At 64.6% G+C, this 11,897-nt stretch carries 10 protein-coding genes and 4 tRNA genes; 2 read left to right on the forward strand and 12 right to left on the reverse strand.

Features of this window, described 5'->3' with window-relative positions:
- Nucleotides 1–15: 15 nt before the first annotated feature.
- The 10 genes from ABKS89_RS19830 to ABKS89_RS19875 form a co-directional block, all read right to left on the reverse strand.
- A complete protein-coding gene (locus tag ABKS89_RS19830; protein ID WP_138214801.1) occupies nucleotides 16–774 on the reverse strand; it encodes a response regulator transcription factor in 759 nt (252 codons plus the stop codon).
- A gap of 639 nt (nucleotides 775–1,413) precedes the next feature.
- Nucleotides 1,414–2,793: a TolC family outer membrane protein gene (locus ABKS89_RS19835; protein WP_348586758.1), complete on the reverse strand. Its 1,380-nt coding sequence runs from the start codon at nucleotides 2,791–2,793 to the stop codon at nucleotides 1,414–1,416.
- Nucleotides 2,794–2,795: 2 nt separating this feature from the next.
- The gene (locus tag ABKS89_RS19840; protein ID WP_348586759.1) at nucleotides 2,796–4,109 is read right to left on the reverse strand and encodes an HlyD family type I secretion periplasmic adaptor subunit; all 1,314 of its coding nucleotides are present in this window, start codon (nucleotides 4,107–4,109) and stop codon (nucleotides 2,796–2,798) included.
- On the reverse strand, nucleotides 4,090–5,865 hold the full coding sequence (locus ABKS89_RS19845) for a type I secretion system permease/ATPase (RefSeq protein WP_348586761.1): 1,776 nt from the start codon (nucleotides 5,863–5,865) through the stop codon (nucleotides 4,090–4,092). Before ABKS89_RS19845 ends, ABKS89_RS19840 begins: the two co-directional genes overlap by 20 nt.
- Before the next feature lie 313 nt (nucleotides 5,866–6,178).
- Nucleotides 6,179–7,219: a TerC/Alx family metal homeostasis membrane protein gene (locus ABKS89_RS19850; RefSeq protein ID WP_348586762.1), complete on the reverse strand. Its 1,041-nt coding sequence runs from the start codon at nucleotides 7,217–7,219 to the stop codon at nucleotides 6,179–6,181.
- A gap of 34 nt (nucleotides 7,220–7,253) precedes the next feature.
- Complete coding sequence (locus ABKS89_RS19855) at nucleotides 7,254–7,943, reverse strand: HAD-IB family phosphatase (protein ID WP_348586763.1); 690 nt, start codon at nucleotides 7,941–7,943, stop codon at nucleotides 7,254–7,256.
- A 354-nt stretch (nucleotides 7,944–8,297) separates the two neighbouring features.
- A tRNA-Gly gene (locus ABKS89_RS19860) sits at nucleotides 8,298–8,373 on the reverse strand.
- A 74-nt stretch (nucleotides 8,374–8,447) separates the two neighbouring features.
- Nucleotides 8,448–8,523, reverse strand: a tRNA-Gly gene (locus tag ABKS89_RS19865).
- Nucleotides 8,524–8,607: 84 nt separating this feature from the next.
- Nucleotides 8,608–8,683: transfer RNA gene (locus ABKS89_RS19870), tRNA-Gly, on the reverse strand.
- 2 nt (nucleotides 8,684–8,685) lie between these two features.
- Nucleotides 8,686–8,761 (reverse strand) — tRNA-Glu (locus ABKS89_RS19875).
- A 215-nt stretch (nucleotides 8,762–8,976) separates the two neighbouring features.
- Between ABKS89_RS19875 and ABKS89_RS19880 the strand changes: the two genes are divergently transcribed.
- Together ABKS89_RS19880 and ABKS89_RS19885 are read left to right on the forward strand one after the other, a co-directional pair.
- Entirely contained in the window at nucleotides 8,977–9,747 is a 771-nt protein-coding gene (locus tag ABKS89_RS19880) for a hypothetical protein (protein WP_348586764.1), read from the forward strand.
- A 48-nt stretch (nucleotides 9,748–9,795) separates the two neighbouring features.
- The gene (locus tag ABKS89_RS19885; protein WP_138214806.1) at nucleotides 9,796–10,458 is read left to right on the forward strand and encodes a glutathione S-transferase family protein; all 663 of its coding nucleotides are present in this window, start codon (nucleotides 9,796–9,798) and stop codon (nucleotides 10,456–10,458) included.
- Nucleotides 10,459–10,517: 59 nt separating this feature from the next.
- Here ABKS89_RS19885 and msrC read toward each other — a convergent pair whose 3' ends face one another.
- Nucleotides 10,518–11,000, reverse strand: coding sequence for a free L-methionine (R)-S-oxide reductase MsrC (msrC, locus tag ABKS89_RS19890; protein WP_138214807.1), 483 nt, complete (start codon nucleotides 10,998–11,000; stop codon nucleotides 10,518–10,520).
- Nucleotides 10,997–11,893, reverse strand: a complete 897-nt coding sequence (locus tag ABKS89_RS19895; protein ID WP_348586765.1) for an ATP-binding protein — start codon at nucleotides 11,891–11,893, stop codon at nucleotides 10,997–10,999. Before ABKS89_RS19895 ends, msrC begins: the two co-directional genes overlap by 4 nt.
- Between the last annotated feature and the right edge of the window lie 4 nt (nucleotides 11,894–11,897).

Raw genomic sequence — 11,897 nt, forward strand, 5'->3', positions numbered from 1 at the left:
CAGGAAGCTGGCGCTTCAACTGCCCCGCAGCGACGAGCCATTGCCCGGCGGCTGCGTCCGGTCCAGCTCCACCCAGGCCGACTCCGGCGGCTCCTCGCTGCCGGCCAGCCCGTGCTTGAGCGCGTACATCAGCAGGTCCATGCGATTGATCAGGTTGAGCTTCTGGTAGATGTTGCTCAGGTGGTTGTGCACCGTGTGCTCGCTGATGCCCAGGCGCTCGGCGATGCTCATGTACTTGGCCGACGGGTCCTCGACGATGGCGCTGATCAGCTCGCGCTCGCGCAGCGTCAGCCGCGCCTGCTTGGCCTGCTCGTGGTTGCACTTGAGCGGTACATGCCCACTGGCGGCATAGCCGGAAAGCCCGCCCGCCCAGGCGCGGTCCAGGCCGATATCGCGATGGTGGACATTGACGATGGCCTGGATGATCGACTCGGTCGGGTCTTCCGCCAGCACGATGCCCCGCGCGCCCGCCTCGATAGCCTGGGCGACCGGCACCGCCTCGTACAGCCCCTTGAGCACCAGCACTTTCATCTGTGCGCTGCGGGTCAGTTCGCCGACCACTTCCAGCGGGTTCAGGGCATCAGGGAAGAAGCTGAAGAAGATCACGTCAGGGCGTTGCTGGTCGGCGAGGTCCAGTGCATAGGTGTAGGTCGTGGCCTGGCCGCTGACCTCCATGCGTGGCTTCCTGGCATTGATCAGGTCGTTAAGGCCGATCAGCACGAGCGGGCGGCAATCGATCAGCATCACCCGTATCGGCTTTCTGTGGTCAGACATGGCTGGCTGACCCCCTCTGCAAAAGGATTCGCGCGCTCCATCCCATCGGTGTTGGTCTCACCGGGCCACGGCGATTGGAAGCAGGACGCAAGCGGTGACAGGTTCTCGCGGTGCCAGCCCCGGAGCTGGCGGACAAGGACTTCTTTGGCGCGGGCGTTACCTCCGCGCGCCCGGCCAAGGGAGGCTTTCCCTGGCCGGAAAAAGCCTTCGTGGCGGCATGAATACGAATATCTATCAACAAGTTGCACATGATTCTGTGCTCCCTCGTCCGGTCACCTGAGTCTAGGTCAGACCGCTTCGCTACCCGCCTTGCCACCCGTCGACCAGCGGTTCGATTTCGCGGCGAACGGTCGTGCCGCCCGTCCCCCGCAACGCGCCCCACGCCCGGAAAATCAAAAGCTTGGAAACGCCCGCGACAGTCGGGAGGCGGCTGCCGGTCAAGGCCCGACTCGTCAATTAAACGACGAGCGGCTTGAGAGGAATCACGATAAGCGCAACCTCGTCAAAATCTCGTCAACCCCGGCACTTTGCGCGAGCCGCGCGCACGCGCAGACGACGACCGGCAGCGGGGAACTCGTTGGCCGTGCAAGGACGCAAGCCGGAACTGCGAGGGTGCATCAAGCGCCCTGCATGCGGGGATCAGGGACGCGGGAAGTCCTGACTGGAACTGCCGGGGCTCAGCCAGCTGTTCACGCTCTGCACGCTCTCGATCGGCGGCTTGCCCGCCCAGCGATTGAGGGTGAAGACATTGCTGAGGAACTCGTACTGGGTCTTGAGCAGGTCGCGCCGGGCGCGGAACTCGTTGCGTACCGCGGCCAGCACATCCACCGCGTTGACCATGCCGTAGCCCAGCGCCTTCTCCGCCGACTCCCGCGACTTGTGCGCCGAGACCAGGGCCAGGCGATTGGCCTGGATCTTCTCGCCGTTGGAATTGGCCGTGAGGTACGCGCTGGTGATCTCCTTGACCACCCGCCGGCGGATTTCCTCCAGTTGCTCCTCAGCCACCAGTTGGTCCTGGTACAGCCCGCGCACCCGCGCCGAAGTGGAGCCGCCGCTGTAGATCGGCACCTGCAGGCCGACGCCGGCGACATAGCTGTCGGTGCGCGGCGCCAGGGAGTTGTTGTAGCCCTCGTTGGTCTGCTGCGCGCTGAGGTTCAGGCTCAGTGTCGGGTAGTGCCCGCCCTTGCCGCTGCGCAGCGCCGCCTCCGCCGCCTCGACGCCGCTCTCCCGCGCCTTCAGCGCCGGGTTGAGGGCAATGCCATCGCGCACCCAGTTCTCCAGGCTCTGCTCGGTCATTTGCAGGCGCACGTCATCGCGCACCCGGCTGAGACGCTCCTTCACCGGCCGCCCGACGATCTCGGTCAACGCCTCACGGCTGATGGTCGCCTGGTTGCGTGCTTCCAGTTCCTGCGCCGCGAGCAGGTCCACTCGCGCCTGCAGGTCGAGCTGGTCGGTCACCAGGGCCAACTGTTTGGCGAACAATGCATTGACCCGGTCGAGGCTTTCCTGGGTGGTGCGCCTCTCGGCGATCACCAGATCCAGCTCGTCTTCGGCGGCCAGTGCCGTGAAGTAGCGCCGCGCCAGCTCCACGGTGGCCTCGGCCTGGGCGTCCAGCGCCTCGGATTCCGACTGCAGGGCCATGCTCTTGAACTTCTGGTAGTTCTCCCAGGCCGCCTTGTTGTAGAGGTACTGGCGCAGCACCAGGCTGTAGTTCTCGCTGTCGTAGCTCTCGTCGATCAGGTCGTTGCGCTGGTGAATCTGGTTGGTCCCGGCGTTGAGCGCCAGCTGCGGCAGCAGCACGCCCATGGCCTCGCGCTGGTACTCCTTGCCTGCCTGCGCGTGGGCGTAGGAGGCCAGTATCTGCGGATCCTCCAGTCGCGCCTCATGGTACAGGTGCAGCAGGTCGGTGGCGTCGTCGGCGACACTGACTCCCGCGGGCACCACCGTTGCGGTCTGCGCCAGCGCAGCACCCGCCACCAGCATCAGCGCCCCCGCCAGCACAAAAGAAGATGCAGCCATGGTCATTCCTCGATCATCGATTGGGAAAGGGCGTTGCGCGCCGGCTGCATCAGGTACTGCAACAGGGTGCGCTGCCCGGTGATGATCAGCACGTCCGCCGGCATGCCCGGCAGCAACTTGCGCTCGCCCAGTGCATGGGCACCTTTCTCGGTGACCCGGACCCGCGTCAGGTAGTAGGCGGCGTTGGTCTTTTCACTGACCAGGCGATCCGCCGAGACGTTGATCACCTCGCCCTCGATCACCGGTGTGGTCGCGCTGTTGAAGGCGCTGAAGCGAATGTCCGCACGCTTGCCGATGGCCACCCGGTCGATGTCCACCGGCGGCACCTGGGCCTCGATCACCAGCTCGGACACCGAGGGCACGATGTCCAGCAGTGGCGTCGCCGGGCGCACCACGCCGCCCACGGTGTGCACCGTCATGCCGATCACCATGCCCGCGTCGGGAGCGCGAATGACGATACGGCCCAGGCGGTCCTGCAAGGACGAACGCTTCTCCTGCAGGTCGTAGATGCGCGTCTGCACCTCGGCCAGCTGCTTGGCGACCTCGGCGCTGAAGTCCTTGTCGATCTGCAGGATCTGCAGCTGCGTTTCGTTGATCTGCAGGCGCGTGCGGTTGATGGTGGAACGGTGATCGGCGACCTCCGCACGGATCATCTCCAGCTTGCGCTGCTGTTCGAGCAGGCGCTGCTTGTCGACGTAACCCTGTTTCAGCAGGTCGGACAGTTCGCCGATCTCGCCACTGTAGGAGTTGGCCAGCTGGACCTTGGCGCCGATCATCGACTGCAGCCCGTCGATCTGCTGGTTCAGCTGACCGATGCGTTCGCGCAGCACGGAAATCTGGCCCTGCCGCGAGCCCTGGCGAGAGTTGAAGACCTGCGTCTCGCTCTGCCGCGCCTCCACGCCGCGGGGGCTGGCCAGATCGCCGACACCGTCGAAATCGATCGACGCCTGCGCATCGCGTTCGGCCTTCAGCCGCGCCTCCATGGCCTCGGCGGCGATCAGCTGACTGCGCGTCATGTCGAATTCGAAACGCAGCTGTGCGTCGTCGAGCACGATCAGCGGGGACTCTCGTTTGACGATGTCGCCGTCGTGCACCAACACCTCCTTGACGATGCCGCCTTCGGGGTGCTGCACCGTCTTGCGGTAGGCCTGCACGGTCACCACCCCCGGCGCGTAGACCGCGCCGTCCAGCGGCGCGAACGCAGCCCAGGTGCCGAACAGGCCGAAGGTCACCGCAACGATGGCCAGCCCCACGCGGCGCACCTTGAGGTCCGACACGGGCAGGTCGGCGAAGCTCTCAATGGGGCGACTGGGCATCGGCGTCATCCTTGTGGGTATCCACCGGAGCGATGCTCGCGCCCGCCGGCATGGGCCGTTGCTGCACCTGAGGCTGCTGCCTGGCGGTGAGTTCGGCCAGCACCTGGTCGCGGGAGCCGTAGAGCGTGACGGTGCCATCGTTCATCAGCATCAACCGGTCCAGTTGGGAAACAAGGTTGGTGCGATGAGTGATGACGAACACGGTCGCGCCGCTCAGTTTGAGCTGGTGGATGGCGGCCGCCAGGGCGCGATCACCGACGTCGTCGAGGTTGGAGTTGGGCTCGTCGAGCACGATAAGCCGCGGGCTGCCATACAGCGCGCGGGCCAGGCCGATGCGCTGGCGCTGTCCGCCCGAGAGCATCAGCCCTTCGCTGCCGATGACGGTGTCGTAGCCATCGGGCAGCAGCAGGATCATCTCGTGGACGCCGGCGATCTTCGCCGCCTGGATGACCTTCTCCGAATCCAGCTCGGTGAAGCGGGCGATGTTCTCGCCCACGGTACCCTCGAACAGCTCGATGTCCTGGGGCAGGTAGCCGATGTGCGGGCCGAGGTCGTGCTTGTTCCAGGTACTGATGTCCGCGCCGTCCAGGCGGACGACGCCATGCAGCGGCGGCCAGACGCCCATCAGCGCCCGCACCAGGGTCGACTTCCCCGCCGCACTCGGGCCGATGATGCCCACCACGCAACCGGCGGGCACGCTGAAGCTGATGTTCTTGATGATCGGCGTCATCGAGCCGGGCGCGGTGACCACCAGGTTCTCCACCTGGATGTGCCCCAGCGGCGCCGGCAGCGGCATGCGTTCGGGCTGCGCCTGCAGCTTGTCGAGGATGTCGTTGAGCCGGTTGTACTGCGAGCGGGCCGAGATGAAGCCCTTCCAGCTGCCGATGATCAGGTCCAGCGGCGCCAGCGCGCGGCCGAGCAGTACGGCACCGGCGAACACCATGCCCGGCCCGACCTGGTGATCCACGGCCAGGTATGCGCCCAGCCCCAGCACCAGCGACTGCACCAGCAGGCGGAAGGTGCGGGAAATGGTGCTGATGATCGCGCCCTTGTCGCTGGCCAGGGACTGCAGCAGCAGTACGCCGCGCTGCCGCGCGCCCCAACGGTCCATCAGGGTTTCCAGCATGCCCATGGACTCGATGACTTCGGCGTTGCGCAGGTTCTTGGTGGTATGCAGCGACGCCGCGATATGTTCCTTGTTGGCCTGCGCCAGGGCCGGCGCGGTCAGCTTCTCGTTGATGAGCGCGAGCACCAGCAGCAACACAGCGCTGCCCACCGCCACCCAGCCCAGCCAGGGGTGGAAGAGGAACATCACGGCGATGTAGATGGGCAACCAGGGCGCATCGAAGAAAGCGAACAGGCCGCTGCCAGCAAGGAACTGGCGCAGGCCGGTCAGATCGTTGAGCGGCTGAGCCGAGGCATCCATCCCGCCGCTGTACAGCGCCCGCTTGAAACTCGCCTTGTAGACCTGGCGGCTGAGCAGCACATCGAGCCGCGTGCTGACCCGCACCAGGATGCGCGAGCGAACCCACTCCAGGGAACCGAGCGTGATCACCAACAGGGTCATGATCAACGTCAGCATGGTCAGCGTGGTCAGGCTGCCGCTGGTGATGACCCGTCCGTAGACCTGCAGCATGTAGAAGGTCGGGACGAGCATCAGCGCGTTGATGAACAGGCTGAAGAATCCCACGAACAGGAAACTCTCGCGGCAGGCCTGCAGTGCGCTTCGGAGGCTTTCTTCAGGAGTACTTCGCATGGAAACCTCTGCTCGAGAGGCCAACCTGAGTGGAGCTTAGATCAGGCCAATTGGCGCGGTGCGGCCAATGGCCATGCCGCCTGCGGCACGGGGCGGAGTCCGTGAAAAACTCGTGAAAAATCTGCGCGCCCGGCGCGCTCGAGCGATTCGCAGCATCGCATCCGAACTGCTCTACGGCGGCATCTGGCGCCAAATGAGAAGGGTTCCGTCGAAAGCCTGAAAAATCCGATCACCGGCTTCGTCGAGTCCGCGGTTTCAGGAGATGAAAAAGCCCGCGGCGAGGCGGGCTTTTCACACAGCGGTATTGTCCGGATCAGCGCTCGGAATCCTCGACCTGAGCGTCCTCCTTGCCCGGGAACAGCAGGCTGGCGAGTATGCCCAGCGCCAGAACGACCAGCACCACGAGCAGGCTGGTATTGGCATCGATACCGATGCCGTGGTGGAACAGCTGATCGGTGGCGTTCAGACCGAGCTTGGCGGCAATGAAGAACAGCAGGACAACTACGGCCTTCTCCAGGTGCACCAGGTAGCGCTTGAGCGCTTCGAGCACGAAGTAAAGCGTGCGCAGGCCGAGGATGGCGAACAGCATGGCCGAGTAGACGATCAGCGGCTTGCGGCTGACGGCGATCACCGCCGGAACCGAGTCGAAGGCGAACAGCACGTCCGACACCTCGACCACCACCAGGCAGAGGAACAGCGGCGTAGCAAACAGCGCGCCCCTGGTCGCCAGGCTGATGCCCTGGTTTTCGCTCTTCTGCACCTCGACTTCGAGCTGCTTGCGGCCCACGAAGAAGCGCCCGCCCAGCAGCTTCGGCCAGACCGGGAGCAATCTGCTGGCAAAGCGGTAGGCCAGGTGCCTGGAATAGTCCTCCTCCTCGTCATCATCGCCGCCACCCTTGAGCATCATCACGCCGGTCCAGGCAACGATGGCAGCGAACAGGATTTCCACCCAGGGGCCGAAGACCAGCAGGCCAGTGCCAATGGCCACGAAGATGGCGCGGAATACGATGGCGCCCAGAATGCCCCAGTACAGCACCCGGTGACGCAGGCCATCCGGCATCTTGAACCAGGCGAAGATGGCGATGAAGACGAACAGGTTGTCGACGCTCAGCACCTTCTCCAGCGCATAGCCGGTGAGGAACAGGCTGGCCACCTGAGCCCCGTGCTGGAGATAGAGGAAGCCGGCGAAGCCCAGGGAAATCGCGACCCAGAAGATCGACCAGCCCACTGCGCCGGCCAGGGAGACGGGCTTGTTGTCGCGATGGGTCGCCATGTCCAGCAGAAGTGCGGCCAGGGCCAGCCCGACGAAGACCGCCATCGTCAGCGGGGGAAAACCAATGTGTGTCTGTTCCACGATTGCGGCTCTCGAAAAGGGAATGTCGATCGGATCAGGCGGCCGGGCGCGTCGGGCCCGGAGTGCGTCGCCAATGGGGATGGAAGACCCGCCAATGCGGGTCCTGTGCGGCCTGCAGCAGGGCGTGATCGCCCCGGGTATCACCCCAGGCGCGTAGCCGGAAATCCGTCAGGGGGCCGTACTTCGCCTGCAGGCGCAGCACCTTGTTCTCGGCGCGGCAATTACCGCCAACGATGCGACCGGTGAGGCGGCCATCGACGACTTCCAGCTCCGTGGCGATCAGCCGGACACCCAGGCGCTCGGCGAAGGGCCGCAGCACCAGCGCCGGGGACGCCGAACAGAGGGTCACCTCCGCCCCTGAATCCAGCTCGGCGACCACACCGCGCACCCCTTCCGGGCGCAGCAGATAGCCCCAGATGAGCCGGCAGTAAGCGTGCGCCCGGTCCGACAGCCATTGCGCGTCGATGCCGCGCAGGAAAGCCGCAATCAGGCTGGCCTTGAGTTCATCGCGACTGATTCGCCGAACGACGAAGGCCAGTCCAGGCAACAGCAGGGCCGGCAGGCGCCGCAGGAATCCGAACGTGCCGAAAGCGAACCAGAGGAACGGCAGGAAGCTGTCATGGCGGGTCAGGGTCCCGTCAAAATCGAAAACCGACAGGACACTGCCTGCGCCCGGCAGACACTCGCAGCGGACGGGTTCCGGGCGATTCAGCAGCTCCACCATTCGCGTAGCAACCTCACCGGAGCAGCCAGGAATTCCCGCTCATACAGCCGACTGGCGGCACGAACGGACCCGCTCCATCGCAGCGCGATCGAGCGCAGGCATTCTCGGGTGCCCATCCGGAACGACAAACGGGATTCCCCTCAGGGGTGCGTCGGAATCTTCTTCAATGCAGGCGCGCGAGGGGTTCCGCACGGACAAGACGCAGCCGGTTCGGGGCTGTATGGCGAGCATTGCGACGGGAGCGCGCCGGACTGGTGCCGGGGAGTGCGGGCAGGAGCTTCCCGTCGATGACGGCGGGGCGGCTTTTCCAGCGCGCAAACGAAAACGCCGCCCTGATGGGCGGCGTTTCGATTCTGGAGCGGGAAACGAGACTCGAACTCGCGACCCCGACCTTGGCAAGGTCGTGCTCTACCAACTGAGCTATTCCCGCATCAACTTGCTGTAACCCTCAGCTTTCGCTGGTGGTTAACGAAAACGCCGTCCTGATGGACGGCGTTTCGATTTTGGAGCGGGAAACGAGACTCGAACTCGCGACCCCGACCTTGGCAAGGTCGTGCTCTACCAACTGAGCTATTCCCGCAGCAACTTGTTGCAACCTTCAGCTTTCGCCGAAGGGTAACGCCATTTCATCTTTCGGTCACCGCCGTAGCGATGATCGAGAATCTGGAGCGGGAAACGAGACTCGAACTCGCGACCCCGACCTTGGCAAGGTCGTGCTCTACCAACTGAGCTATTCCCGCAATGGCGTCCCCTAGGGGACTCGAACCCCTGTTACCGCCGTGAAAGGGCGGTGTCCTAGGCCACTAGACGAAGGGGACGCGGCCCGGAACTTAACATCTTTCCGACTTCGCTGCTCCGGCATTTCTGCGTTTCGCGTCGAAGTGGCGCGCATTCTAGGGACGCTTTGTAAGGTCGTCAACCCTTAGTAGAAATATTTTTTAAATCAAAGACTTCTGAGTAAAAACTGAGCTGCCGCTATCAGCAGTATCACTAAGACATTACACTCGCGGAAAAACATCCGGAGCACTCCACGGTGTCGCCAATCGTCATTACGGTCCTGGTTCTCGTCGGTATCGCCCTGCTGGTCGCCATCGGCTACATCAATCATCTGGTGGAAAACCGCAAGCTGGAGCAGGCGCGCCTGAAGGCTGATCTGTCAGACCGCTGCCGGCGCTGCGCCGATGTTTCCGAGTCCCTGCCCGGCCAGTTCATGTCGCCGGCATTGAAGCTGCTGCTCAGCGGCTTCGAGCTGAACCTCAGCGAACGCCTGCTGGCCGTCGACAAACAGAACGCCGCGCTGAAGCAGCGCATGGAAGAGCTGCGTGGCCTGGTCGCCAAGGGCGAAGCCATCCCGGTCAAGAATGCGCCGCAGCCGATCCTCACCGAGGCCAAGGCCAAGGACGTGCGCTTCCTCTTCGAAGCGCTGCACGCCCAGCTCACCCGCTGCGCCCAGGACAACATGCTGCCGCGCGTGGAGGCTCAGAAGTGGGTGAAGGAAATTCGCCACCTGCTCACCCTTCTCCATATAGAGTTCTTCGGCAATCTCGGCCAGCAGGCGCTGCAGCAGGGCCAACCGCGCCAGGCGCGCCTGGCCTTCGAGCGCGGCGCGCAGTACCTGCAGAAGCAGCCGGAGATCGGCCGCTACCAGGCACAACTCAAACAGATGGAAGCCCAGCTGGCCCACGCCAACGCCTTGGTGCTGGAAACCTCCCAGCCCGCCCCGGACGAACCGAGCGAGCTGGGCGACGGCCTCAAGGCGCTGGACGAAGACGATATCTGGAAGAAGAAGAACCTTTACGACTGATCCGTCGTCGAATCAAAACCCCGGCCACCTTCGCCCCAGGAGCCTTGCATGAGCCTCGTCGTCTTCGGCGCCCCACTGTCCCCCTTCGTCCGCAAAGTCCGCCTGTTCGCGGCCGAGAAAGGCTTCGACTACCAGTTGGAGAACGTCAACCCGTTCAACCAGCCGGACTGGTACCGCGAACTGAACCCACTGCGCCGCGTACCGGCGATCCGCGACGGCGACTTCACCCTCGCCGACTCCAGCGTCATATGCCACTACCTGGAAGACCGCGACCCGCAGCGTGCCCCGCTGTGCGGCGCAGGCGCCGAGTCCCGCGCGCGGATCAACTGGCTGGAAAAATACGCTGACTACGAGCTGGCCCCGTTGACTACCTTCACCGTGTTCCGCAACCGTCTGCTCAAGCCGCTGATGGGCAAGGTCTGCGATGAAGTGGCAGTGAAAGGCGCCATGCAGGAGAAGCTCCCGGAGCACTTCGATTACCTGGAGAAGTGCCTGGGCGAACAGCAGTGGTTCGTCGATGACCGCTTCAGCCTCGCCGACATCGCCATCGCCTGCCAGTTGGTGAATCTGCGTCACGGTGAAGAAGAGCTGGATGCCCAGCGCTGGCCGAAACTGGCCGCGCACTTCGAGCGCACCCTGGCCCGCCCTGCCCTGACCGAGATCGTCCAGGGCGAGTTGCAGATCATCGCCAAAATCATGGCCAAGCGCTGAAGCGGCGCCGCCCATGAAAAAGCCCCGCCTAGGCGGGGCTTTTCGTTGCCTGAGAACGATCAGCAGTCGGAGAGACGCAGGAAAATCTCCACCAGGCGCTCGATACCGGCTTGATCTTCCGCGCTGAAGCGGCCGGCCGACGGGCTGTCCAGGTCCAGCACGCCGATCAGGCGACCGTCCTTCACCAGCGGCACCACCAACTCGCTGTTGGAGGCACTGTCGCAGGCGATGTGGCCGGGGAAGGCATGCACGTCTTCCACACGCTGGGTTTCACGGGTACGCGCCGCAGCGCCGCACACGCCCTTGCTGAACGGAATGCGAACGCAGGCGACCTTACCCTGGAACGGGCCGAGCACCAGCTCTTCGTTGCGGTTCAGGTAGAAGCCGGCCCAGTTCAGGTCCGCCAGCTCGTTGAACAGGAACGCGGAAAACTGCGAGGCGTTGGCGATGAAGTCGCGCTCGTCGGCGAACAACGACTCCGCCTGGGCGGCCAGCAGCGCGTAGCCGCCAAGGCCGGCGCCAGCCTGTTGCAGATCGATCATGGGATGTCTCCTTCCAGCAATTGTCGGCCCACCCAGTAGCGGGCGAATTGATAGGCACAGCGGCCATTACGGTTGCCGCGTCCGAGCGCCCAGCGGATGGCTTCCTTCTCCAGCTCCTCGTCCCAGGCCCAGGCGGCGAGCCCGGACTTCTGCGCGAGCACTTCGACCCAGTGGCGTACCACGCTGAGGAAGTGCTCCTGGGTGAAGGGATAGAAGGACAGCCACAGGCCGAAGCGGTCGGACAGGGCGATCTTGTCTTCGACGGCCTCGTTGGGGTGCAACTCGCCGTCGACCATCTTCCAGTTCTCGTTGTCGCTCTGTTTTTCCGAGACCAGGTGACGGCGATTGGACGTGGCATAAAGCAGTACGTTGTCCGGGGCCTGCTCCAGCGAGCCGTCGAGCACGCTCTTGAGGACGCGGAAATCGCCCTCTCCGGCGTCGAACGACAGGTCGTCGCAGAACAGCACGAAACGCTGCGGCAGCCCCTGGATCAGCTCGACCACACGCGGCAGGTCGGCCAGGTGGTCGCGCTCGATCTCGATCAGGCGCAGCCCCTCACCGGCCAACTCCGCCAGCAGCGCGCGCACCAGCGAGGATTTGCCGGTGCCACGGGCGCCCCACAGCAACGCGTGGTTGGCCGGCTGGCCAGCCACGAACTGCCGCGTGTTGCGCGCCAGTTGCTCGCGCTGCCGGTCGACGCCCAGCAAGTCGTCCAGGCGCAGGTCGAGGCTGACCTTCAGCGGCTGCAGGTAGCCACTGCGGCCGTCACGGTGCCAACGCGCCGCCAGGCTGTGCTGCCAGTCCACGGTTTCGCGGACGGCGGGCAGCAAAGGCTCCAGGCGCACCATCAAGGCTTCGGCGCGGGCGAGAAAATCGTTCAGACGGGAATCCACGCGG

Origin of the sequence: Pseudomonas sp. LABIM340, from assembly GCF_040017195.2 — a bacterium.
In the GTDB taxonomy this organism is placed as follows: Bacteria; Pseudomonadota; Gammaproteobacteria; order Pseudomonadales; family Pseudomonadaceae; genus Pseudomonas.